This window comes from Heyndrickxia camelliae, from assembly GCF_002844575.1.
In the GTDB taxonomy this organism is placed as follows: Bacteria; Bacillota; Bacilli; order Bacillales; family Bacillaceae_C; genus Margalitia; species Margalitia camelliae.
This window is the reverse complement of the sequence record NZ_PIQO01000024.1, coordinates 1-24,871: the sequence shown is the minus strand read 5'-3', so window position 1 is coordinate 24,871 and position 24,871 is coordinate 1. Positions and strand designations below refer to the sequence as shown.

The window sequence follows — 24,871 nt, the reverse complement described above, 5'->3', positions numbered from 1 at the left end:
GAAATTAAGAGTATCGTTTATTTTAATGAATAGATTGAGGTAACTATGAATTACATTTGGGAGTCATTAGCAATTTTATTTACCGGTGTTTGCTTAATAAGGATTGCAGGAAAAAAAACCGTGGCACAAATGTCTGGATTGGAGGTTATAACGATTTTAACTATAGCATCCACAACTGGCCACGCTATTTCAGAACAAGGCTTGCTAAAAACCATTATAGCCCTGTGTGCTCTCGTAGCACTACTTATGATCATTCAATTTCTAGCAATAAAATACAATCTTGTGAAAAAAATATTTATAGGGAAGGCAACACCAGTTATCCAAAACGGCCAAATTATAAACCAAAATCTAAAACGCCTCCGCATATCTGTTGATCAGTTAGAGGCAAGGCTACGCGAAAACGGAATTCCTTCTGTCAGTGATGTGAAGACTGCGAGCTTTGAAGTTACAGGAGAATTTGGGTATGAGTTAATGAATGAGGCAAAAGCCGTTACACTTGGAGACCTTGATAAAAAAATAGAGAATTTAAAATCAGATATACTCCAACAGCTAAGTATAATGGATCAAAATACTGCTATGAGCACTGTTCAAGATCACCGTAAAATGCAGCAGGATTAGATTCATAACCAGTTTTGGACCAATATTGTTTCAATATATGTAATGAAAAAGCAAGCAGCTAATTCCAAAGCGTTTGCTTTTTTTGTAGTAAACTTACTTTTCTCCTGGCATTTTCATTCCACCACTTATTCGCTCTCAAATGCCAATTATCAAAGTGTTGGATTGGTTCCTATTACTACTGTAGCATCTAGTTCCATGTTTCTTACTACTTTCGTGGACAATCCAGCATTAGTAAATATCTCAAAAGTTTGTGGTGCCTGCATTTCACTAGTCTCTATCAATAAATGTCCTCCAGAAGCAAGCCAAATCGGTGCTTCTTCTACCACTCTTCGTAATACATGTAAACCATCCTCTCCACCGTCTAGAGCCAAGTTTGGTTCATAAAGACGCGCCTCTGAGGGAAGCAGTTCTATTGCCTTTGTTGGAACATAGGGTACATTGGCAACTAAGATATTAACATTCCCCTTAATCGATGGAGGAAGAGCTTCATACAAGTCACCTTCTGAAACATATCCCCCCAATTTAGATACATTTCTTCTTGCATATTCGGTAGCAATGGGGTCGATGTCCGAACAATATAATGAGATTTCTCGTAACTCAGATGCAAGAGCAGCACCTATTGCTCCCGAACCGCAACAAAGATCTACAACAATATCACCAGAACATGCCAAGTCTACTGCCTTACTTACAAGAAATTTCGTGCGTTGCCGTGGAATAAAAACTCCCTCTTCCAATATAATCCGCAGTCCACAGAAATGTGCCCATCCAACTACATATTCAAGTGGCAAACCAGCTACTCGTTTTTCTACCTTTTTTATGAGGTCCTCTTTACAATTTGCCTCTGAAATAAGTAACTGGGCTTCATCTTCTGCGAAAACACAACCGGCATCACGGAGCTTAGTTACAATAGATTTCACATCCAAAAAGCTATTTATCTTTCTACCTATTCCAATCACCCTTTTATTTTAGTTAATATTTTTTAATTCGATAAAAAAGAAGAATATCCTTTAAAAACACCTAACTAATCTTTTTGTATAAGAACCACTGTCCAAGTCCGGTTGTGCTTATCGTAGACCATTATTTAAAGGATATCCATTTTCCGAAGTGATAAAAAAACCAGTCCATATAAGAACTGGGTTTCTAATAACTTTTATTTAATACGATATTATTTCCGAGAAATTTATGTATTGAGCTTTTTAATGATGTAAAAGAGTAATAACTGAATTGGGATCCTTCATCCGTTGTGACGATGAAGGATTCTTTTTAAAATTTGTAGGTTTTTTCTTTAAAATCAGTCAATTTATTTTTTGTAAATATGCCTGAACCGAGCTTCCTCCTAAATGTAAAAAATACACACAAAAAAAGACTTTTGTTTTAGCTAAGGCCCTTTTCCATCAACAATCAGCTTGCTTATGCCATGCGGGGGCTAATCTTGCACCCCCAGCCAACTTTCTACCTCAATACAAGGTTAATAGTATCAATGTAAATTCTCAGTTCCGATAAACGCAGCTGGTTCTTCCATTAACACCCTCCGTACCTCAAAAAGCAAAGAGCTACTGAAGCAACAACTTCTTAGCGTCAATTCGATTCCCTCGTAATAAGTATCAGTTTCTCATCCATCATATTAGTATTTCAATGGTTGTTCCTCTACCAATTTCACTTTCTAGGGTGATTTGACCTTCGTGAGCTTCGATTATGTCATTTGCAATGGCCATGCCAAGCCCTGATCCCTTATGAGCAGCCCCTGTATTTGTACCGCGATAATAACGATCAAAAATCCTTTCCAGCTCCTCCTTCTTAATCCCCTTACCATCATCCTTAATCAAAATATGTATATGTTCTTTCCTTTCAATACTCACTTCTACCTTCACATCGACATCGTTATGAACAAGCGCATTATAAATTAAATTATTGATGGCTCGTCGAAAAAGAATTTCATCAACTTCTGCTATTATGTTCTCTTGGTTTACATGAAACTGGATATTGCGGTCAGCATATTTTGGGTCATTCAATAAATCAATCACAATCTTTCGCAACAAGGTGACAATATTTACTTCTTTTTTCTTTAACGATAGCTCTTTATTCTTTAATCTGGTGGATAAATTTAAATCTTCCATTACTTCTTTAATATAAAGGGACTTCGCCTCGATAATCCCTGCGTATTCCCTTATTTCCTCAAGGGTAAAGTCATAATCCGGATTCTTGATCATTTCTGCATAGCCCTGAATCGAGGACAGCGGGGTTTTAATATCATGTGAAATATTAGCAATCCATTCCTCCTTCATCGAATCTAACTTTGCTCTTTCTTTTTCGCTCAACTTTAATTGATCAGATAAATAATTTAAATTATAGAATACATTCTTATATAACCCTGTTGATTCAGTATGGTGATTGAATTCATGATTGGCCAACTTTTTTATACCGTCAATGAGCGTATGTAATGGCTGGGTAAGTCTTTTGCTAAAAAGGTAGCCGACCATTAATGCGATTATGATATCTATTAGAAAAATAACCATTCCTATTTTAATTACTTTTAAAATATCTCGATTATCGTAGGAGAAAAATTGCCGATTTAAATTCCGATTTTCAATACCAATCAAATAGCTGTACTGACGGCCTTTTCCCTTCTTTTCCCCAACATAAACGACTGTATCGGCATTAACCTCTTTATACTTATACATTTGAATCATATCTGCTGGGTTATATTTTTTCTTACTATTCGCCGGAGCCCGAAAGCTGTATACCACTTTTCCATTTTCATCTAAAATTTGGATCCAAGCGTTCTTTTCCTCTAATTTTTTTTGCCCTTTTTCAGAAATTGTTACATCATGATGATTTGTGATAATTTCTGTTTGGAACTTTCTCGTGAATTGTTCCGGGGATATTTCACGATTTTGAAAAATTGGGACATTCAAAGCAGATTGAGCCACAAGCATGGCAATTCCAAGGATGAGATTGATGAAAATAATTAAGACAACAACCAATACAACAGATAATAAATATCTTCCCGTCAGCTTCCATTTCATAAACTATTCATCCTCTATAACCAGCTTATACCCTAACCCTTTGACAGTCATCAGATAGTGAGGATGAGAAGGCTGTTCTTCAATTTTTTCCCGCAGTCTGCGGATATGGACCATGACTGTATTATCCATGCCGAAGAAATCCTCCCCCCAAACAGTATCGTAAAGCTGTTCTTTACTGATTACCTTGTTCTTATTTTGGAGGAAAACCTTCATTAGCCCAAGTTCCTTTGGCTTCAATTCAATCACTTGCCCGTTCTTTTTCAACTGTGCCTTTTCTTCGTTTAATTCAAAGGGACCTCCCTTGATGTTTGCCTCTATCAATGATTCAGACTGCATGTACTCTGTCCGGCGTAAATGGGCTTTTACACGATAAGCAACCTCTTTGGGGCTAAATGGCTTAGTAATGTAATCATCTCCGCCAATCGCAAAGCCCAATATCTTATCAATTTCCTCAGTTTTTGCCGATAAAAATAGAATGGGTACCTTGGAAATGTTTCTAATTTCTTTACAGACATCATAGCCTTCACCATCCGGCAGCATAATATCTAATATAACAAGATCCGGATGATTATTTTGGAATTGAACAAGTCCTTCTTTTGAAGTAGTTGCTGTTATTACGTTTTCAATTCCTTCTTTTTTTAACACCGTTTTGATTAGTCGTAAAATATCTTCCTCATCATCAATGATTAAAACCTTTTTGTTAATGGACAAGATCATTACCTCCAGATTTGTCTTCTGCCTATTATATTATAGTGAAAAGGAATCCCTTTTCATAAGGATTCCTTTATATTTATTTCCCTAACTTTTCACTTGCCTTTTTTGGGATATCTCCCTTTTTCACTTCTTGATAGGAGGTAACACCTTTTTCATCCTTCACAAATAAAGTTAAATAAGCATTTTCTCGAAGCTGCTTTTGAGCAGTAAATGTTAATATTTTTTGTCGGCCATCCTTGTCAAATGCAGGAAGTTTATATTCATAGCTTACATACTTTACTCCTCTATCATCTTTATCTTCCAGCATCTTTCCTTGGTCAATAATTTGAGTATAATATTGATCTGCTCCCAGCCTATTAAAGTTAACCTTTTGAAGAATAGCCAATCCGCCAACTAGAACAACTGCGATCGCTGCAATAGCCCCTATTAATTTTTTCATTATCTTTTCCTCTTTTCTATTTTATGATTATTTTGTAATAGTTCCTTACTGTTAGGAAATAATAAGCAATGTAAATACAAACATAAATGCCTATACATATGCTGACTGGAATCATCAAATTTGTTTGCATGATTTTAGATAACGTGATTAGGGCCACGATAGAGTGGGCCATACCAGCTAGTAATGGCAAGGCAAAAATAAATAGAATCTGTTTTGAAATTGATTTTTTTACTTCCTTCTTATTCACACCAATTTTGTATAAAATCACATAACGATCTTTATCTAGGGTTGCCTCTGTCAGTTGCTTAAAGTAGATAATGCTTCCGGTGGCAGCTAAGAATACTAATCCTAAAAACCCGCCAATAAAAATGAGTAAACCTGTTGACTCCATTCCTCGAGCATAATCCGAATAAAAACTTGAGAAACTTGCTTCCTTCGGTAACAAAGTTTGTATCTCTTTCGTTAATGTTTTTGCATCATCTTCATTCTTCAGTTCGTAAACTTCCATATCTACAATGTTTGTTCTACTTGCAATTTTAGAAAATAACTCATCACTAATAACAACTGTGATACCGGCCGTAGGGGTATTGAGTACATTATATTTCTTCAACTTTTTAAAGGTAATCTTCTCGCTTTTATCATTCACTTTTAGCGAAATCGTTGCCCCAATATACTTCGGTGAGAAACCCTCGGAATAGCCAGCTTCTAGTGCAGCTGCCTCATTTCCTTTTAATGATAGTGACTCATCTCTTTTTTGCCATTTAGCTAATTGATTAAAGGTTTTATTGCCTATAATGCTGTATTCCATTTCATTTGGTAAGTTATTACTATGGAGATTTGTAATATCGACGTCCATCATTATTGTAGGGACAGCCATGTGATAGACAATTGTATGATTTTTATCCCGTGATATCCGCTCTCTAATCTGCTTGGATACATTCTTGTCTTTTGCAATAAACATCATGCTATTAGGATTTGATGTTTCTGCACTACTACTGTTGTTATAGTAAAAACTATAAGCCGCTCCAACCGCCGTTAATGTAGTTGCACTTAGAACAGCAATAATCGTTAGTGTACGGGCATTTCCCTTTATACGATAGAGTAGCTGCGATGTACTGATTAAATTGATTCCACTCCAAAAATGATGTTTATTTTTTCGTAATACCTTTAATAAATAAACCGTAAGTGTACTAAATAATAAATACGTACCAAGAATCACCGTGACTAAAATCACCAGTAGAGTTATCAAAAACCCCATTTTTCTCCACACTTCTGATTCAAAAATATTTTGAAGTGCAAGCCAGTATCCAACTCCAACTAACAGAACCGAAATCAACGCAGTAATGATAGAAGACTTTGGTTCCTTTTCCCCTTCCTGCTCGGCTTTGAATAACTCAATTAATTTAAAGCGGTATATTAAACGATATCCGTGTATCGAAGTAATTGCTGTAATGATGATGAATACTATAATGGTATTAAGAATTGCTTGAAGCGGAATAGTAAAATTTCCAATCGCGTGGTAACCCATGACCTCCATTAAAATGGAGACAAAAAGCTTTGACAAAATGGAACCAAGGATGATCCCAATCAATAGAGCGATAATCCCCATGATAAAGTTTTCATAAAATAACATCCTGCCGATTTGCTTTTTGCGAACGCCAAGTAAGGAATAGAGTCCGACTTCCTTTTTGCGTTTCTTTATAAAAAACGAATTGGAATACCAGATAAATACAGCTACAAAAATCATTAGCACAATGGAAGCACCATTAAAGACAGAGCTAATTTTATTGGATGATTCAGTTGTTTCCTGTATAGTTTGATCATATTTTAAAGAAACAAAGGTAAAGTAAATGACAATACTGAAAATCATTGAGCCTATATATAAGAAATAATTAGTAAAGTTTTTTCGAATATTTTTTCTGGCGATACTAAATAACGTCATGTTTAATGCCCACCTCCAAGTGAAGCAAGGACATCCATTATTTTTTGAAAGAATTCTTGACGGGAATTTTGCATTTTTTGAATTTGTGCATAGATTCCTCCATCTTTAATAAATAAAATTCGTTTACAGAAGCTTGCTGCAAAGGCATCATGTGTGACCATCATGATCGTGGAGCGATTCAGCTCGTTAAGTGCTGTTAAGCTTTCCAGCAAATCAGTAGCGGATTTTGAATCCAAGGCTCCTGTAGGCTCGTCCGCCAATATGAGGCTCGGTTTTGTCACCATCGCCCTTGAAGCTGCCGTTCTTTGTTTCTGGCCTCCAGAGATATGATAGGGATATTTATCAAGTATTTCTTGAATTCCAAACATATCTGCTATTTCCTTGACACGATTTTCTATTTCTTTTGCCGGCACTTTTGATAATGCTAGTGGCAGCAAGATGTTTTCTTTAACCGTTAAGGTATCTAGTAAATTATAATCTTGAAAAATAAATCCGAGGTTATTACGGCGAAAATCTGATAATTGCTCTTCCTTCATAGTGACAATATTTTGATCGGCGATAATAATTTCTCCTGAAGTTGGCGTATCAATAGTAGATAAGATATTAAGTAATGTGGATTTCCCGGCTCCTGAGGGCCCCATAATGCCGATAAATTCTCCTTCTTTTATCTCCAAATCAATATCTTCCAATGCTTTATACTGATTTCCTTTCGTACCGTATACTTTTTGAATATTTTTTGCACGTAAGATGGTTTTCATTTAAAAGTCCTCCTTAATAACTACAAATCAGAGTATACTGGTCTAACCTTACATGGTTTTAATCTAAACCTTACATAAACCTTAAAAATATAAGGGCAGTCTGAAAATTGGTTTTTTACCTAAATCAATAAAATAAAAAACCAAGAATATGGTTATCTTGGAATTTTTAGCTTAGTAGAAATTCGCCCTAAAATGGACCTTTTTGACAACCCAATCGCTGTGGTATGAATAGAGGAACTTTAGCTAAGTTATTAGGATAAACCCAGTATCTCGTTAAACTAAGAAAGTATTATCCAGAGAGAGGTTTTAAATTGAATAGAGACACCCGGGCATTATAAAGGAGGCCTTTTGTATAACGATTCTTCACCATGTTAATCATTTCTCATACTATATCTGTTATATTTCGGTCTTCATTGTAAATCCCTTACAGAGGACTGGAGGAATAGATTTTTAAAGTTATAATGATAGAGAAACGTGGTAATACGCATTCGAAGAGCGTTAAAAAGAATGCACTCGTTGTGAGGGATATGGTCAAAAACGGCAATAATTTTTTTATCTATCCATCAAGTTAAGGATTCAGGATTTGAAACAACTACGATATGTTGATGTTAGTGAGGGATATCCTATTCTGCGGTCCGTTTTTGAATCAGAAGCTGCAGTTGGACAGGGAAACAGAAGTGGCATAATGCTAAAAACCTACCAGGAAACTTTCTGGTAGGTTTTTCCTCATGAAATTTTTAAACAGGATACACTAAATTCACCATTTTTCACACCTTTTTTATTGACAGAGAATAAATGATTGCAATAGGATAGAGAAGTCCAAGAAAAACAATCGGAATTAGGGGGTTTTATCATTGAAAAAACTAACCGTTATATTAGCTCTTGTATTAAGCTTTATGTTCGTGTTAACTGCTTGCGGGACAAACGATAATAGCAAAGCAAATAACGATACAAAAAAGACAAATAATAATCAGTCGGCGGATTTATTGAAAAAAATTAAAGACGACGGCAAACTGGTTATCGGAACAGAAGGGACGTATCCTCCGTTTACTTTCCATGATGATAAAGGAACGTTAACAGGCTTTGATGTGGAGCTTGCTAAAGAAGTGGCAAAGCGGCTTGGCGTAAAGGCAGAATTCAAAGAAACCCAATGGGATGCAATGTTTGCTGGTCTTGATGCGAAGCGTTTTGACATGATTTCAAATGAAGTAGGAATCCGCCCAGACCGTCAAGAAAAATATGATTTCTCTTCTCCTTATATTACATCAGCTGCTGTGTTAATAACTCAGAGCGGTAACAATAAAGTAAAAACATTTGAAGACATTAAAGGATTGAATTCAGCTCAATCATTAACTAGTAACTACGCAGATATTGCGAAAAAGTATGGAGCGAATATCGTCGGTGTAGAAGGCTTCCAACAGGCCGTTGAACTACTCGCTCAAAAACGTGTAGATGTTACCATTAATGATAAAATTTCATACCTAGACTATAAAAAGCAAAAGCCAGATGCTCCAATTAAGGTTGCGGCAACCAGCAAAGATGCATCACAAAGCGCCTTTATGTTCAGAAAGGACTCTAATACTCTTGTTGATGCGGTAAACAAGGCATTAAAAGATATGATTGATGACGGCACGTACGACAAAATCTCTAAGAAATGGTTTGGTGAAAATGTACTTAAATAGTATTTTTTCTGATCCGGAACGTGTAGCAAAGTTAATGGATATTGCCAAAACCTCCCTCCAACCCATGTTGGAGGGTGCTGTTACGTACACCATTCCATTAACGATTATCTCATTTATCGTGGGATTAATTTTAGCTGTATTAACAGCACTCGGACGGATTTCACATATTAAAATATTCCGGGGAATCGCCCGCGTCTACGTTTCCATCATCCGCGGAACCCCATTATTAGTTCAGCTGTTTATTATTTTCTACGGACTGCCGAACCTTGGAGTAACACTTGATCCATTTATTTCAGCAATTATTGGTTTTTCACTCAGTGTCGGGGCATATGCCTCTGAAATTATCCGTGCTGCCATTGTTTCCACACCAAAGGGGCAATGGGAGGCAGCTTATTCGATTGGCATGTCGTATACACAGGCATTGAGGAGAATCATTTTGCCGCAAGCCGCCAGGGTATCGATACCGCCATTATCCAATTCATTCATTAGTCTTGTAAAGGATACCTCACTTGCATCGCTTGTGCTTGTAACGGAAATGTTCCGCCGCGCCCAGGAAATTGCTTCTAGAAACTATGAATTTTTATTGGTTTATTCCGAAGCCGCGCTCATTTATTGGGTGATTTGTTTCTTCCTTTCCATTCTCCAGCAATGGGTTGAAAAAAGGCTGGACCGCTATACATCCTAAACATATCTGAATTAGGAAGCCACACCTGTTCGTAATGTTTAAGCTAAAAGGAGTTTTACCATGATTTCAATAAAGGGATTATATAAACAATTCGGGTCATTAGAGGTTTTAAAAGGGATCGACCTTGAGGTGGAAAAAGGCAAAGTCGTTGTTGTCATCGGTCCGTCCGGTTCTGGCAAAACTACAATGCTGCGCTGTTTAAATGTGCTAGAAACTCCGACAAAAGGGGTTATTTCCATAGAAGGGAAGAGCTTTGATTTCTCCAAGCCGGTTGCAAAAAGTACAATTGCATCGTTTCGACGATTAACAGGAATGGTGTTTCAAAGTTATAATCTCTTTCCACATAAAACAGCCCTCGAGAACGTCATGGAGGGTCCGATGATAGTAAAAAAGGAACATAAGGATACTGCCCGTAAAAAGGCACAGTCCCTGTTAAATAAAGTAGGACTTGAGGATAAAATGGACTATTATCCCGCCCAGCTTTCAGGAGGTCAACAGCAACGTGTCGGGATTGCCCGTGCATTAGCCATGGAACCGGAAGTCATGCTCTTTGATGAACCGACATCGGCGCTTGACCCGGAACTTGTCGGCGAGGTGTTAAAGGTCATGAAGGATCTCGCTCAGGAAGGTATGACGATGATTGTCGTCACCCATGAAATGCGGTTTGCTCGTGAAGCAGCCGATGAAGTCATTTTCATGGATGGAGGCGTCGTTGTGGAACGCAACAAGCCGGAAGAGATTTTCACCAATCCCAAAGAAGAACGAACTCGGAAATTTTTAAATATGATTCAGTAAGGTGCTGTAGTCTTTTGACTATGGCATTTCTATTTTTAGGAAAAGACCTTATTTTAACCCCGCTTATTCGCACTCTATCGTTTGGAAATTTTGACGGTTGGATAAATTGAACATGAAAAACTTTACTAAATAGTTATTAGAATACTTAATTTAAGAATCTTCATAGTCTAATTTATATTGCTAATCTGACTGCTGCAGCATCTTTTATTTCCCCCAAGAAAACTAAACCTTGGTTAAATAAACTATTCAAGTTTATAAAATTGCACATTTAGCTGTTGAGCAAAGCCTCAAAAAAGAACTCCTGAGTATCAACCATTAAGATTCGGTTATATCTTGCTTACCTTTGAACTTATCTAATATTTTCATTAGGCCAACTAACCCTCTAATCGTAAATAAAGTAAAACTGACACTGACAAATGTATGGAAAGGTGACCATTTTTTCCATTTGAATAATCCAGTGTTTCTTTCCATATACCATTGCCCAATACTCATTGGAACACTAAAAATCAAACTCTTTAATAAAATTTTACCAAAATTGTCATTATACGAGATTTTCACCCATATAACACTTAAAATGGGGAAAAATAACATGTCATAAATGATATTCGTTTTAAAAATTTTCGGAAGAGGACGAACTGGATATTCAAGTTTTTGTTTTCCAACAACATAAGCATCAATTAAAGTAGCTATAACACCCTTTGAGGAAAAAATCAAAAGATTTTCTCTCATTTTTGGTCCCTTGAATAAAAATGGAAATGAAGCAATACAAACTGCTAGTAAGAAGTTTAACAATTTTTTCTCCACTCATTAACATCCTCTCATTTGTTGATGCAATACGATATTCTTATATTACCCAAAACTAATCTTTAATACCTGTAGGCTTTTTTAGTCACTTTTTTAAACGAAAGCTAACAAAACGGTCCTATTAATTAATTTCACTTCTTGGTAATGTAAATAAAAATAAAAGGCTTCTAATCAACGTAAAGTATTGCAGTTTTTGAGCAATAAATGAGAGGAAAATGCATTTAGTAACGAACATATTTTTTCATTTTATGGAAAATTACACCTTAATATAAACTCTTTAATAAACACCAAAGCTATATTTTTTTACAACGACTACCGCAATCCAAATAAAAAAGTCCTTTCTTCATTGAGAAAGGATTAAGAAAGTGGTTTACAATTGATTTAAAAGATTTTGCAATTGACATGTCAGAAATAAGAGACCTCTTTATACGATGTACATTTAGTATTAATTTACTAATTTTTTTGTATCCTTATGATTGCATTTGACGGCGTATAACCATCTTTGCTTCCAAGCATCAACTGCCCATATTTAGTTGGGATTTCAATATACTGAACTACTTTATTTTTATATAAAAATACAAGCAAGTATATATCATCTCGAGAATGTATATTAGATGGATCTTTAAATTTAACTCCCAATTGCTTATTTATGGTTTGTTGATTAGAGTAAGGAGTTATTAGGTAAGCTTTATCCCAATCGAATTCCGTTAGAGAATTAAAATCTATTTCCGTCACGTTTTTTTCCTCTATAGCAGAACGAATAGATTTCTCTAATCCTTTGTTATGCATACTAACAACTTGAGAACAACTTGTTAAAAAAAGTAGTGAAAAACAAGTTAAAAATATTATTTTCTTCAATATATCACCCCAATTTAGTAAATGGAAAATGTATTATTCGGCAAAATACTAAAAGCTTTTCTTCCACATAATATAATTCTTTAATTCACGTTAGTAATTTTTTTCGAATGGTGGTTTTCTATGAGCGATCGCCATCATTATTGGAATAAGAAACTTAGGACAGGAGGTAATGACAATATTAATAGTGCAATTGAGATAAGCCATTTTGTCAATGTTTTGGAGAGTTTTTCATTAACATCACCTTTATACCATCCACTAAATTGCAGTTTATTTCGATATAAAACAGTAAATAAAATTAAAATTGAAATTACCATCATTATTCCATAAGTAATTGAATCTTTTGTCCCTAATTTTTGGTAGATTAAAGCAATTGTTTTGCCTAAAAGCAAATAAAAAATTATGAGTAAAAAAACCGTTCTTATGAACTCTAATAGTACCCTTGTAAAATCCCGCAGTACCCTCATTACTTTCACTCTCCACGCTTGATTATTCAACTATCTAATTTTTACGGGGAACATTTGTGGACAACTTGTCTTAAACACAGTACTTTTTTTGTTATAGAAGGACTTACAACATGGTTCCTAATTCCATTAATAAGGCATTAATCCAAAAACTAGCATTGTTTTCCTCATATATTCCCCTCTTGCTTACATAATGTAACTTTCTTTTTTATACGCGCAATGAATTATAAATACTAGATTACTATTCTGACTCGACATCTCTAATCTCTATGTTTCCTATACGTTGCCTGTATTATGGAGGTTTCAATTATCATTTATGTTTCAACAAAAAATGATTGTGCCCCCGTTTGTACAATAAGAAAAAGCATCCCTCATTATAGAAATGCCCTCTTTACTTTCATTAAATTAATTCACAATATCCCTTTTATATTATTCATTAGAAAGTTTTTTGGTGTTATTCGTTATACATTGAAAACCATAAAGGATTATGGCCCTTATAAAATCGATTACTAAGTATTGGAATTTTGTTAATTTTACTAAGGAAGCAATTTTATAACGATTTAATAGTGTTAATCCACCTAAATAGATAAAACAAATATGTAGTATCGTATTAGAAATTATATATAATGGGAATTTTCCATAAGTCATTTTTAACATCCAAAGACTTGAAACAAAGTAAGGACCCCAATTAAAAAAGTTCATACTTTTTACATAAGACATACCTTTATAAAATCGCCACCATTTTTTCCTTTCTCCGAATAAATCTAAAGCTGCTGTAACAGTACATATAAAAATGGCTGATGGAACATATTTTTTAAATGAACTTCTACCTAAGAACGGAACCGTTAGCCAAGGTAGAATTAACAATGTTATTTGTAATAAATTTATTTTTTTCATAATACCACCTCGAAGTTTATGGTATGTATTTTTTACTAATTCATTCAGATTCTTGTTATATAGCTGTTATTTCACTTTAGTTTAGGTGGGATCTCTTCACAATCTGCGATCTATATAAAAAAAGATCGAAGGGAAACCAGGATTCATCCGATTTTCCTTCGACCTAGTTCAAATTTTTTTACTTAAGGATTACATGGATTTAGTACATTAATTTTTGGTCACTTATCTAGACATATACAAAACGTGTAGCTTTGAAATAAAGTTTGAATTTTGAACCTTACCTATCCTTTGCACATATTGAGTAATGAACTGTACTCGAAAAGTTTTCGATGTGTTTGTCCATTGATAATGTTGGAGTTTGAACACGACTGAAACTTGGAACATTAGGACTTCCACTTAATCTAGATACCAGCTGCGTTGCATTATGTCCTTCTCATAGATTGGTTCTTCTCTTATCTCAAAGATGACTAAGAATATTAATAAGCTTACCGAAGGGATCTTTTACATAAAAACGTCTAACCCCCCATGGTTCCTCAATTGGTCCATACTCAATTGGAATCTCTGCTTTTTTTATGCGAGTTAGTGCAATATCGAGATCATCAACTTCAATTGAAAAGTCCGGCACTGGTGTCCCTGAACCGCCTTCAGAAGCAAAGCTAATTTGAGTTTCCATTTTCTCATGCGAACCGTAAGTTGCAATAAATCCCATATCCATCAGTTGATCAAGTCCGAGCACTTCCCCGTAAAAGTACTTTGCTTTAGATATATCATGAGTCTCAACATTGGCAACAATTCGTTTGACCTTCATTACTACATCCTCCTAAATTTTGATATAGAATTAATTCTATAACCTGATCCAATAATTCAATCATACAGTATATAGATCTTATGCACATCATGCGTCTTAAACTCAATCATTTTAAACAACGTTATTTTTAATCTGTTACAAATTAACAGCATAGACTTTTCACTATCCCAACATTTTATAACTTAATTCTGATTCATGTTAAAAAAAAAAAACAATAAACTACACTTTTAAATCATTATTCCAATCCCATTCCACTTCCTCTCAGGGGGAAATACTGTTATCAGTCTTAATATCCACCAAGTTTTTTTCTATTCTCATATATTGACATGCTTCCATATTCAATCCTGCTATCTAGCTAATATTTAGTTGTTCCCTCCCCCTCCTTACGGTTATTTATGGTTAAGTACACTATAACAGGAATGCCAGCTCTTTTATAGAACTGAAAAAGGCTGATATCTTTTTGCAGCTACACAACATTGGTCCAGTATCTTTCAGCGAATGTTCTAAAGATAAGGTCAAAATAAATATGTTCTCACAACAAATTAGCAATATAAATAAGCAAATAAAGCTCAGGATTAGGTACCGACCCCTGAAAGTTAAAAGTAACTAATCTGACTTTAGGAGGTGTTTTTATGGCCAAATATAGTGAACCATTCAAAATGAAGCTCGTCACCGAGTATATATTTAGCTGGCAACATTGGATATGGATCATTAGGAAAAAATATAATATCGGCAGCCAGACAACTATACATTAATAGATATGATTACAAGTCATTGATGCTAAACAAAGATGCTTCTTATTTAGAAATCTAACTTTGGGAGGTAACCACCTTATCCGAGCGTTTTTTGACGTCAAAATTCACTGTTCTTATTGAGCTAATGCCCCCGATAGTTTAAATACATTACTTCACAAACGATATTCAATTATGACTTCATCTATCACAAATATTTACAACATCTTAGCTATAAGGTTTCACTTATTTTTCTCTACCTTTTTCACGTAAGTATTCTCAAGCCATGCTGTTTTAAAAATCCATATCTAAACATTTTTCCTATAACCAATAATAATAAGATTTAAAAAATCTTTATTAAAATAGTTGCAAATTGCAAATAATAGGAGTATAAATAATTTAGAGGTGAAATTATGGAAGACCTTAGAGAAATGTTTCAAATTATGACAAGACGATTTGGACTTTTAAATAAAAATTGTTGTCAAGTTGGCGGAACTGAATTATCACTAGTACAAAGCCATATCCTTTATGAACTGCTTCGTAAAGAAAAACCATCTATGCAAGAAGTTGCAGATTCTCTTGGTATGGATATAACCACTTTTAGTCGGCAAATTCAAACTTTAGTCAAGATGGAACTGGTTTTTAAAACACCACTTCCAGAAGATAGAAGGGTTTCACAACTAAGCTTAACTACACAAGGGAATTATGTGGCAGCTAAAATAGATGCTGAAATGAACGAATATCTTAATGAAGTGTTTGCAAATATGAGTGAGTTTGAACAAGATATGGTTATTAAGTCAGTTAAACTGTTAAACGATGCTATGTCAAAGTCTTCTGTTTGTTGCAAACCGTTATTATGAGCAAGAGTATATTCTTGCTCTTTTAATAAAAACAATACTTGCAAACTGCAAATAATTTCAAGGGTGGTGAACTGTATGTAGTCTATAACGATCAATTTTGCGTTAATAATTCAAATTAATTTCATATTAGGGGGAAACTGTAATGAAATACGCTCATGTTGGTCTTAACGTAACAAATATAAAAAACTCCATCGACTTCTACAGAACACTATTTGGTGCAGAACCAGTTAAAGTAAAGTCTGATTATGCAAAGTTCCTTCTTTTGAATCCAGGATTAAACTTTACACTAAATCTCCGTGATCAAGTAACTGGTAATCAAGTAGGACATTTCGGTATTCAAGTTGAAAGTACAGAAGAGGTTTTGGATCATAAGAACAGACTTGCCGAAAACGGTATAATTGCTCAATATGACGAAATTAATACAACATGCTGTTACGCTCTCCAAGATAAATTTTGGGTAGAAGACCCTGATGGTAACGAGTGGGAGTTTTTTTATACAAAAGCTGATGTAGATAATAGCAGGGAAGACACTTCTTCTTGTTGTGCATCTGAACCAAAGGATACAAAGGAAATCTTAAATATCTGCTGTTCTTAACCTAATCCTAAACTTAAATAAAGAGCAGAGATTAAACCTTCTGCTCTTTATTATTCCTATTTTTCTGTTACAGCAAATTGTTTAATTCTATTTCCAATTTCCATTCTACTCGTTGGAAGACTTCTTCAACAAACCTCCCCCGTTAGTCAATTAAGAAAAAAGCCACCAAATTGGCTGCTGAATCTTAAACTCTTGCACCCGTTACGTAAAGAGTATTTTTATGAATTTGTAGTGAATTTTAAATGTTTATCACCCAAGATAGTAATGTTTATATTCCATCTTGGATGCATAACTAAACTATTAATTTCATCCAATTCTAAAGCCATATGAATTTCATCATCTTCAGTGGTAAGAATAGCCATTCTCTTATTTTCAATATCTATATATGGTTTTAAACTTTCTACCATTTCTATTTTCCAATCAAAAAAGTTCATCATTTCATCTCCTATTTCCTAACTAATCACTACTCAATATAAGAGTATTTTATCGGTTCTGTTTCCGCTAATCTGTCCCTTTTGCCAGTTCAGTTTATGCTCCTTCAGTTTTAATAATGGCTTCAAGTCTTTCTTTAAATACTTTTAATCCCTGTTCATTTTTTTAAATTAATTCTCATAGATAAAATTGTATACTACTATTCAGTATAAATAGATTCCCATTTCTTTATGCAATCCTTTAGCTTATAAAGGAAAAAGTTGCCCCTCTGCGTAATTTAAGAGGTATGAAAAAAGCCGTTACGGGGGCATGCTGAAATGACGCGGTTTATTATACGTAAGATTCCCATAGGAAGGAAGTCCCTAAATTATACGCTATAAGAATTTCGATCTTAAGAAAAAACCGAAGTTAAATTACTTCGGTTCATCTATTACTCCAAAGGAAATTAGGCACTATTTCATCGCCAGTTTACTAGAGAGCAAATATCCAACTAAAATATATCTCTTCGGCGCTTGTCCAATAAAGTAAAAGGGGTAGCAGGTAGAAACAGTAAGAGTTGCTGTTGGTCTCGGTACAATGACAGTACGGTCATCCTTATCTACAATTCTTACCTTACTAACCTTATAAGTAAACTCTCCAGCAGATGTCCTGACAATGAGTAGATCACCTTTTCCTACCTCTCCTAGCTTTCGAAAAACAGTATCTCGGTGTCCAGCAAGAACAGAATTGTCTTTTTCTCCAGGAAGCACACTTCCGCCATAATGTCCGACTCCCTTAGCTAGTTCATTTTCATTTGCTCCCTCGAATATTGGAAGTGTGGCGTCTAATTTTGGAATAATTAGCTCTCCGAAATTTTCGCCTGTCTTTGGACGAACAGGATATAAAGCCTTTGGTTCTTGATTCTTTTCAACAGGCTTATCCGGTTTTGGAGAAACGGCATAAGCCTTATGAATTTTATACAAAGTATAACCCTTTACAAATTTGAAAACATTTGAGGTTGAAATACCCACACCAATAACGATTACAAGTATCGAAGCAAAAAGGATTATTTTTGTGTTTCTTTTTTTCATCTTAAGCAGCCTTTCGATAATAACGAAGTCCAAATATACCAGCTAATGCAATGATGAAGCCTAAAAGAATATTCATTGCATAATTTCCTGCCGTATTTGGTAGTTGACCGCCTTTTACAGTTTTAAAAACAGGCTTTTGTTTCTTTACTTCCTTTATTTTCTCAGTAGCGGTATTTAGATCTTTTCCTATGTGCTTAATTGTACCGGAATTCACTATATCTCCAGAGATGATAAAATCCGCTAAAAGATTACCATTTAAATCATAGATGCTTGCTTTTAATTTTGCATTATCCAAACTTTCCAATTTCAGTAGGTCTAAAAATGATAATGGCTTTTCTTTATTGCCCTTTACGATGGAAAACTTCACCTTTACTTCCATCATAGATAACAACTCATCATAAATAGATAGGAACTCTTGTATTTGATTGGAAGTTAATTGATTAATTGAATCAAATTGTGCAAAAGCCATCAAGCGTTGTGAAAGCTGTTCTAGTTTCGCTATAGCTTCTGGTGTCGAAAGCTTTTCGTTTAGTCCCTCTAAATGATTCTTCAAATTCGTTAACTCATCTTTTGTTAACCCAAATTCATCCTGGAATAATGGCAAAAGTTCATTTATAAACTCCTTATCAAATTGCTCATCTATGCCATTACCATCTGGGTTTAAATAAAAGTCAACAGCTATATCAAGATCGTCAACAAACACATAATCACTGATATCCTCGCCATTTTCCTTCAATAAAGACTTCAGATCATCAATTGTTAAGTTGTAGTCATCTTTCATATAATTCAGATTACTATAGTCAGCTTTAATCACTTCACCAAGATAGGACCTTAATCCATCTTTACCATTCACCGTTTTAAAATCAGTAATTGTTTCATCATAGTTACTAAGTGCTTTATCTATATCTTCCTTTGTAACGGTCATACCACGTATCGCGCTAATTTCTTTCAAATACGCTTTCAAATCGGTATCAAAACTAGCTGATTGTGCAGCAAATGAAATCTTTGGTGAAACTGCTAGCATTAACACAAATGCCAATAGGACTTTCCACATTTCCCCATTTTACACTTCCCCTTATAAATTAAATTTGTATAGCTAGATAATTATACTCTATAGAAATAATAAATGGATATAGGAAAAATGTGAATATTTATAACTTGTAAAAAGGGATTGTTATTTAATGAATATACTAAAATAGTAGCATCAAAGTAATAGTTTTTCCTACTCAACCCCTTTTCATTTATAAAGGATATGATTAGTAGATAAATTGGTACAGATAAAGAATATTTCTAATCATCTCAATGAAATCAAAAAATGCTGTAGAAACATGATAGAGGCTGGTTAGGACGGACGTAGCATATAACAATCGAAGTAATGATACTACATGAAGGAATTAGGGGCTACCGGCAAATCACTAGTTTAAGAGAGGATTTAAAGATGAATCCAGTCATTGGTCAGGATGTTTCAAAAGGGAAAGTCAGGTTCAAGCATTTTTAGATAGAACGATTTACTGATCCTAAAAAGCTAGTAGCTTTCGCTGGAGTGGATTAAAGTGAATCTGGTAAGTTTTCGACCACCAAAAAGCGAATCACAAAAAAGGATCCAGTAGACTCTGTCACGCCTTATACATGGCCGTTCGTTGAGTAATACGTGACAAAACAAGCGATGAAGTCATGCCTCGAAATAAGAAATTACGAGAGTTTTATAATATGAAACGTGAAGAAGGAAACCCTTTTAAAGTAGCAGTCATTAATTATGTCAATAAGCTCTTACACTGGATTTATACCCTTTTTGAAGAACAGAACAACTTTCCAAGGTATAGAGATTAGAATCTAAATCTAACTAGATAGTATAAATAACGGAAGATTATTTGGCATGCCCATTTTTAGTATAGCATGAGATATTTTAAGTTTTTATTGATAAATTGATAAATTATTTGCTGGTTTAGTGACTCAAGAAAAAAACTGCCAGAAATGACAGTCGGGTATTTCACTTTAATTTTTGCTCGTCCCATTTATATCATTAGATACTTTTTCAAAACATATATTAACTGTCCTTTGGTTTGAGCGAGTTCATGCATTGTATTAGCTGGAATTGTAAATATTTCACCTGGCCCTAGAGAAACTGTTTTATTATTTTCTAAATCAATAATCAGTTCACCTTCCAAAACATAAAACAATTCATCACAATCATCGTGCTTATGCCAGTGAAATTCCCCATCTATTACAGCTATTCGAAGAGCGTGGTCATTTACTTCGCTTACAATGAAATTTGTGTACTCATTTTTATCTTGTGTTAATTTGTGTAAGTTAAAGACTTCTAACTGTCCTTTGTGCTGCATATTCTTTCTCCTTTTAACCTTTTATTCTTTTACTAAATTCGACAGGAATATCAAAAAACCTTTTTCAGGAATGCACCATATAGTTTAAGTACATTTATTCACAAACTTGTTAATAATAATAAAAAAGAGCTGCCGTCACAACTCAATCTTAAAACAGTTGTTCTTTTTCATTTAACACAGCATATGATAAAATTTTATTATATTTTTTAGAATTATCGAACATTATCGTTCAATTAAAGAGCAGTTAATAGCCACATACAACACGTCCAAATGTTTTGACCGAGGGATTATCTATTAAAGGGATTAAATTGGAGGGATTAGAAAATGAATGTAAGGACACTATTATTACATCAATGGGCAAGCTGCTTAGATCAAGAAGACTGGTTTCCACCACTTGAAAAAGTTCTAGAGGATATCACCTTTGAACAGGCAATTTGGAAACCAGTTGAAGGGGCACATTCCATTTGGGAATTAGTTTGTCATTTGCTTTTCTATGAAAAAAGAATTCTGTTACGATTTCTTGGTGAAACAACACATGAACCACAGGCTGAAAATAATGACGCTACATATCTATTACCAACTGAGACATCTCAAAATTGGCAAAAAACAAAACAAGAATACTTTTATGTTCATCGTGAACTAGAAAAAATACTAGCAACATCAGAACTAGAAGATTTGTATAGAGAGATCCCTAAAGACAATCCATTAGTGATTGAATTGAAGAGTTTAGCAATGCACGACGCCTATCATATTGGACAAATTGTATTCCTTAGTAAAATGCAAGGAGCTTGGGCAGCAAAACGCAGTTTTTAAAAGATTTATTAGCTTTACAGTTATACCATTAATGGGAGCTTTAAAGGTATAAGAACAGGAACATCCGATTTGGACGTTCCCATATTTTATACCTAAAAAACAACTCTTCACTCATATTGAACATCTTCCTAAACTTTCCTGTGCTTTAGTCGAACAACAAAAAAAGCTGAAATCTTTATTTTTTCAGCCCTATACCATTAGTTAGATACCATTTATTAAAAGAATACTAATGATGGTAGAAACCAATTATCATACTCAACCTATCCTCTCCCTGAAAAACTCATTAGCATACCCCTCTAAGTGGAAAAAGGGTATTTATAAAAACTAATTATATGTAAAATTTATCCTTTTAGAGAAAGCGATTTAATATCTTTTAATATATGTACTATTAATAATAAAGCTACAAGGATCCACAGTATTTCTGCAATAATTTGTAATTAATGCATCAGATTGGTTTAGCAACTGTTGGTGTATTTTTATTACCTCTTCAATATTATTCAGAACTCCGTACTTCCCCAATTTTATATAAAAAAATACTATTATTTAAGGAAAACACAAATTTTTTTTGCCCTGAAGGTATACACACTCTCTCCTAAGTTCTTTTATACAATTTAGTAGGAATATACGCTTCAAAATAGAATAAGGTTTTCCCCAAAACTCTCAACTATCTGCCCATATAGTTCAACAAAGTACAGTTTTTTTGTTGAATATAAACTTCGTACTGCTAATTCCTTTACTTTTTGCTTGTTTATGAGTCCTTTTTAATTTTCCAATAATAGTTGCTGCACATAAAGTTACTAAAATATAACTTCAATGAACACTCTTACAATATTTACATATAATGGATTATGCTTGGATTTGCACCTCAAGCACCTTCAATTGTGGGAAGTGTCTTATTGGCACTTCTCTTTTATTTCATGAACTAAGATTACCGGCTTCATTCATTATCCCGGCTAAAGAAATTTTGTTTATTCCTTTCATCTTGAGTAGTTTCATGGCAAAAGAGATTTTATTTAACACTTCTGTTAATGTTGTTCTACTCATTCCAGTTGTTTTACTGCGAGGTCATATTCTTCTAATAATTGTTCTAGGTGAAACTTATATGCATCAAGTGCTTGTTCCGTTCGAATAGAAAATTTTGCGTTAATAATCGAGCTTTATTGCGGCCTTAGTTGTCTATCCATTAATACTTCCATCCAGCCATAATATCAAGTTAAGTCCTGGATGAGTTCTTTGGGAGTGGGGAACAAACGAAGTGTCGCGATGGCTCCTTTGCACGAAACATCTTTAAATACTCTCATCTTCTTAAATGATTCGGATGATGGGCGAACGAAAGAATAGTAGCGACTTTGACCATAACGGCGATCACTGAGCACATCTTTTTTATCATACTTTGATTGAGTATTGTTACGATTCTCTTTATTCCTTTTTACTAAGTTTGGATTAACCACTTAGATAGGTTAACCCAATAAATGGTACCTACTATTTTTGCCTTTAAATGTTTTAGTTTTTGTACATCTTGTATCCAGTTTACTAGTTTCATAAACCTCATTGATTTCAAACGAAAGGATCACCGGTGATGATTACGCGTAGTTAATAGCACAAGCCACGTGGAATTGTTGGGCGATATCGATCCCAACAATCAAATGATTACTAGAAATTATTTCAATTAGTTGAATGTGTTTGTTTTACATTTTAAAGTTCATAATAAGGCTCCTCCTTAAGACTTGAGTTTGATTGGTCTCTTACTCGTATCTTACTGAGGAGCTCTATTTTTTTAACCTGATATTTGACGATCTACAGGAAGGCTAACCTGTCCTTTACTCATTAAGAAAAGAGCAACCCTGTTAAAGGGAATGCCCCGCTTGCTTTATAAGAATTAAGGAAACAGTGCAAGCAATTGAAAACTCATGAATGAAGAAAACTTTTTACCACAGCTAAGAAGGCTGATAAATTATCATCATGCACAAAGTGACCGGCATTCTCTATCGTCACAAATTCGCAATTCCGAATAAGCTCCGAAACATCCTGCAATTTATTTTGAGGAACATGACTGGACCCACCGCCTATAATAAGAGTCGGTTTGCTAATGTCCTTAAGACGGGCCCACCATTCGGGATTGGGGTCATTAAGTTGCTTTAAAATCGAGGGCACAACCAGCCAATGGCAGTGGACCATCAGGTTTAGAAGAAATCTCGATTTGCTTATCCGAAAAAGGAGGTGGAGTGTCTTCAACAATTAACCTTTCTATTCTTGATGGAAATCTTTGCGAGAAAAGATAGGATACTGTTCCTCCCATGGAATGACCAAGAAGCGTAAATTGTTCTAAATTCATCGCATTTGCAAAATGAAGCAAATCATCACACATGAATTCAAAGGTATAAGTGCCAACTCTTTTACTGCCAGCGTGCCCCCGCTGATCCAAAGCGAAAATCTAAAAATAGTTCCATCTTCAGATTTGTTCAGTCCGTGAGAATGGGTTACTAAATGTCGAAGAGTAGTCCTTCCCAAGTAATTGTTTATCTAATTCAGGGAAATAGTTTATCGCCAAATCATCAAGGCTTTTCATTTCCCCTTCGTATATCGCATAAGCTACTACTAGGCCGAGGTAACTCTTTCTTGCAGATGCTACATTAAATTGCAAAGATGCTGATACAGGTGGATTCAGCACAATTGGAATGATAACCGTTATATTACTCTAAGATTACTTTATTGTTTTTTAAAATATATAAAGCTGTTATATCGTATACCCAATCAATTATTTTTTTAAATCCCCCATTGTTACTTACTCCTTCTCCTTGTTTTTAACAATCTGATAATAACTCAATTCTTTAGAAGTATTGAATAATCCTTATTGCACTAACCTGACCCGTTAGCGCAATAAGAAAAAAGCTGCCAATACTGACAGCTGATTCTTAGCTCTTGCACCCGTTACTTCAATGTAATTTTTCACAAAGTATCTTACCAGCCCTTACGATTACACAAAGAAGTAATATGTGCAAGATGATGTCGCCCGTGCCAAGCGTAAATACCTATATTTTCACCTACTGAAACTTCACCTGATTCTGGGTGGATAAATGTCCTTTCTATATCAGCCCTGCTTAGACTTCGTAAAAGGTTGGTCCAGCGTTTGTGCAATGATTCGAGCAGAGATAATGAAGTATCAATTGGTAATTTACAATCAGATAGTTTCGCCCACTCCTTTTCATCATATGGCTTTATTACAGGTTTTTCTTCTGTGAGAGCCAATTTAAAGCGAATGTATGCGTTCATATGACTATCCGCAAGGTGATGAATTACTTGCCGAACAGTCCACCCTCCTGAACGATAAGGTGTATCAAGCTGTTCATTATCTATATCTTTTACAGCATTCTGTAATAATCTTGGTAAATCTTCAATCTCATCTATCCAAACGTTTGTAACGCTGTTAGTAATCTCACCTTTGAATTCAAATTTTCCAATAGGGTATTTTAAATCCATTTATTTTCCTCCCTTAATTCATTTTTAATCTTTGAATAGGCTACACTTAGTTGGACAGAAT

25 protein-coding genes and 3 pseudogenes are annotated in these 24,871 nt (G+C 34.6%); 10 read left to right on the top strand and 18 right to left on the bottom strand.

Translation table 11 applies throughout. The annotated features are described in order from the left end of the window. Positions 1 to 45 precede the first annotated feature (45 nt). Positions 46 to 618, top strand: a complete 573-nt coding sequence (locus tag CWO92_RS21440; RefSeq protein WP_101356246.1) for a DUF421 domain-containing protein — start codon at positions 46 to 48, stop codon at positions 616 to 618. Positions 619 to 767: 149 nt separating this feature from the next. Here CWO92_RS21440 and CWO92_RS21435 read toward each other — a convergent pair whose 3' ends face one another. The 6 genes from CWO92_RS21435 to CWO92_RS21410 form a co-directional block, all read right to left on the bottom strand. Further along, on the bottom strand, positions 768 to 1,541 hold the full coding sequence (locus tag CWO92_RS21435) for a putative protein N(5)-glutamine methyltransferase (protein WP_101356245.1): 774 nt from the start codon (positions 1,539 to 1,541) through the stop codon (positions 768 to 770). 696 nt (positions 1,542 to 2,237) lie between these two features. Beyond that, positions 2,238 to 3,644, bottom strand: coding sequence for a sensor histidine kinase (locus tag CWO92_RS21430; RefSeq protein WP_101356244.1), 1,407 nt, complete (start codon positions 3,642 to 3,644; stop codon positions 2,238 to 2,240). A gap of 3 nt (positions 3,645 to 3,647) precedes the next feature. Further along, complete coding sequence (locus CWO92_RS21425; RefSeq protein WP_101356243.1) at positions 3,648 to 4,361, bottom strand: response regulator transcription factor; 714 nt, start codon at positions 4,359 to 4,361, stop codon at positions 3,648 to 3,650. Positions 4,362 to 4,434: 73 nt separating this feature from the next. Beyond that, entirely contained in the window at positions 4,435 to 4,797 is a 363-nt protein-coding gene (locus tag CWO92_RS21420; RefSeq protein ID WP_101356242.1) for a YxeA family protein, read from the bottom strand. A 16-nt stretch (positions 4,798 to 4,813) separates the two neighbouring features. After that, positions 4,814 to 6,739, bottom strand: coding sequence for an ABC transporter permease (locus CWO92_RS21415; protein WP_101356241.1), 1,926 nt, complete (start codon positions 6,737 to 6,739; stop codon positions 4,814 to 4,816). Positions 6,740 to 6,741: 2 nt separating this feature from the next. Beyond that, positions 6,742 to 7,497, bottom strand: coding sequence for an ABC transporter ATP-binding protein (locus CWO92_RS21410; protein ID WP_101356240.1), 756 nt, complete (start codon positions 7,495 to 7,497; stop codon positions 6,742 to 6,744). 854 nt (positions 7,498 to 8,351) lie between these two features. Between CWO92_RS21410 and CWO92_RS21405 the strand changes: the two genes are divergently transcribed. From CWO92_RS21405 to CWO92_RS21395, 3 genes are read left to right on the top strand one after another with little or no spacing between them, the layout of a single operon-like run. Then, positions 8,352 to 9,179: an amino acid ABC transporter substrate-binding protein gene (locus CWO92_RS21405; protein ID WP_101356239.1), complete on the top strand. Its 828-nt coding sequence runs from the start codon at positions 8,352 to 8,354 to the stop codon at positions 9,177 to 9,179. Then, positions 9,166 to 9,864: an amino acid ABC transporter permease gene (locus CWO92_RS21400; RefSeq protein WP_101356238.1), complete on the top strand. Its 699-nt coding sequence runs from the start codon at positions 9,166 to 9,168 to the stop codon at positions 9,862 to 9,864. The genes CWO92_RS21405 and CWO92_RS21400 overlap by 14 nt, the downstream gene beginning before the upstream one ends. Before the next feature lie 60 nt (positions 9,865 to 9,924). Next, positions 9,925 to 10,659 carry an amino acid ABC transporter ATP-binding protein gene (locus CWO92_RS21395; protein ID WP_101356237.1) on the top strand — a complete coding sequence of 245 codons (735 nt, stop codon included), beginning with the start codon at positions 9,925 to 9,927 and terminating at the stop codon, positions 10,657 to 10,659. Positions 10,660 to 10,974: 315 nt separating this feature from the next. Here CWO92_RS21395 and CWO92_RS21390 read toward each other — a convergent pair whose 3' ends face one another. Further along, positions 10,975 to 11,463: a CBO0543 family protein gene (locus CWO92_RS21390; RefSeq protein WP_101356236.1), complete on the bottom strand. Its 489-nt coding sequence runs from the start codon at positions 11,461 to 11,463 to the stop codon at positions 10,975 to 10,977. A gap of 453 nt (positions 11,464 to 11,916) precedes the next feature. Continuing rightward, entirely contained in the window at positions 11,917 to 12,321 is a 405-nt protein-coding gene (locus tag CWO92_RS21385) for a hypothetical protein (protein ID WP_101356235.1), read from the bottom strand. Between the two features lie 120 nt (positions 12,322 to 12,441). Between CWO92_RS21385 and CWO92_RS25150 the strand changes: the two genes are divergently transcribed. Further along, positions 12,442 to 12,648: a hypothetical protein gene (locus tag CWO92_RS25150; RefSeq protein ID WP_133120600.1), complete on the top strand. Its 207-nt coding sequence runs from the start codon at positions 12,442 to 12,444 to the stop codon at positions 12,646 to 12,648. A 563-nt stretch (positions 12,649 to 13,211) separates the two neighbouring features. Here the strand turns inward: CWO92_RS25150 and CWO92_RS21375 are convergent. Both CWO92_RS21375 and CWO92_RS21370 read right to left on the bottom strand, forming a co-directional pair. Further along, positions 13,212 to 13,679 (bottom strand): hypothetical protein, encoded by a 468-nt coding sequence (locus CWO92_RS21375; protein ID WP_101356233.1) that lies wholly within the window; start codon positions 13,677 to 13,679, stop codon positions 13,212 to 13,214. A 457-nt stretch (positions 13,680 to 14,136) separates the two neighbouring features. After that, complete coding sequence (locus CWO92_RS21370) at positions 14,137 to 14,487, bottom strand: VOC family protein (protein WP_101356232.1); 351 nt, start codon at positions 14,485 to 14,487, stop codon at positions 14,137 to 14,139. 632 nt (positions 14,488 to 15,119) lie between these two features. Here CWO92_RS21370 and CWO92_RS26385 point away from each other — a divergent pair. From CWO92_RS26385 to CWO92_RS21360, 3 genes are all read left to right on the top strand, one after another. Continuing rightward, a complete protein-coding gene (locus tag CWO92_RS26385; RefSeq protein ID WP_268877613.1) occupies positions 15,120 to 15,242 on the top strand; it encodes a hypothetical protein in 123 nt (40 codons plus the stop codon). A gap of 389 nt (positions 15,243 to 15,631) precedes the next feature. Then, the gene (locus CWO92_RS21365; RefSeq protein WP_101356231.1) at positions 15,632 to 16,078 is read left to right on the top strand and encodes a MarR family winged helix-turn-helix transcriptional regulator; all 447 of its coding nucleotides are present in this window, start codon (positions 15,632 to 15,634) and stop codon (positions 16,076 to 16,078) included. 142 nt (positions 16,079 to 16,220) lie between these two features. Continuing rightward, entirely contained in the window at positions 16,221 to 16,673 is a 453-nt protein-coding gene (locus tag CWO92_RS21360) for an ArsI/CadI family heavy metal resistance metalloenzyme (protein WP_101356230.1), read from the top strand. 218 nt (positions 16,674 to 16,891) lie between these two features. On the opposite strand, the gene CWO92_RS21355 is transcribed toward CWO92_RS21360, so the two are convergent. The 3 genes from CWO92_RS21355 to CWO92_RS21345 all read right to left on the bottom strand — a co-directional run bounded on the left by CWO92_RS21355 (position 16,892) and on the right by CWO92_RS21345 (position 19,205). Continuing rightward, positions 16,892 to 17,107, bottom strand: coding sequence for a hypothetical protein (locus CWO92_RS21355; RefSeq protein WP_101356229.1), 216 nt, complete (start codon positions 17,105 to 17,107; stop codon positions 16,892 to 16,894). 450 nt (positions 17,108 to 17,557) lie between these two features. After that, entirely contained in the window at positions 17,558 to 18,175 is a 618-nt protein-coding gene (gene srtD, locus CWO92_RS21350) for a class D sortase, LPxTATN-specific (protein WP_101356228.1), read from the bottom strand. A 1-nt stretch (position 18,176) separates the two neighbouring features. Beyond that, positions 18,177 to 19,205 carry a processed acidic surface protein gene (locus CWO92_RS21345; protein ID WP_235851651.1) on the bottom strand — a complete coding sequence of 343 codons (1,029 nt, stop codon included), beginning with the start codon at positions 19,203 to 19,205 and terminating at the stop codon, positions 18,177 to 18,179. 468 nt (positions 19,206 to 19,673) lie between these two features. On the opposite strand from CWO92_RS21345, the pseudogene CWO92_RS21340 reads away from it, so the two are divergent. Continuing rightward, positions 19,674 to 20,012, top strand: a pseudogene (locus tag CWO92_RS21340) (transposase); the annotation flags it as partial. Positions 20,013 to 20,190: 178 nt separating this feature from the next. On the opposite strand, the gene CWO92_RS21335 reads toward CWO92_RS21340, so the two are convergent. Next, a complete protein-coding gene (locus CWO92_RS21335; protein WP_437177569.1) occupies positions 20,191 to 20,517 on the bottom strand; it encodes a cupin domain-containing protein in 327 nt (108 codons plus the stop codon). A 324-nt stretch (positions 20,518 to 20,841) separates the two neighbouring features. Here CWO92_RS21335 and CWO92_RS21330 point away from each other — a divergent pair, with 324 nt between their 5' ends. Then, positions 20,842 to 21,330, top strand: coding sequence for a DinB family protein (locus CWO92_RS21330; protein WP_101356226.1), 489 nt, complete (start codon positions 20,842 to 20,844; stop codon positions 21,328 to 21,330). Between the two features lie 921 nt (positions 21,331 to 22,251). Here CWO92_RS21330 and CWO92_RS26705 read toward each other — a convergent pair. The 4 genes and pseudogenes from CWO92_RS26705 to CWO92_RS21315 form a co-directional block, all read right to left on the bottom strand. Beyond that, a pseudogene (locus CWO92_RS26705) lies at positions 22,252 to 23,009 on the bottom strand (transposase); the annotation flags it as partial. Positions 23,010 to 23,458: 449 nt separating this feature from the next. Further along, on the bottom strand, positions 23,459 to 23,755 hold the full coding sequence (locus CWO92_RS26170) for an alpha/beta fold hydrolase (protein WP_235851650.1): 297 nt from the start codon (positions 23,753 to 23,755) through the stop codon (positions 23,459 to 23,461). 8 nt (positions 23,756 to 23,763) lie between these two features. Beyond that, positions 23,764 to 24,092 (bottom strand): annotated as a pseudogene (locus CWO92_RS26165) (serine hydrolase domain-containing protein); the annotation flags it as partial. A gap of 199 nt (positions 24,093 to 24,291) precedes the next feature. Next, complete coding sequence (locus CWO92_RS21315; protein ID WP_101356225.1) at positions 24,292 to 24,810, bottom strand: YfiT family bacillithiol transferase; 519 nt, start codon at positions 24,808 to 24,810, stop codon at positions 24,292 to 24,294. Positions 24,811 to 24,871: the final 61 nt, after the last annotated feature.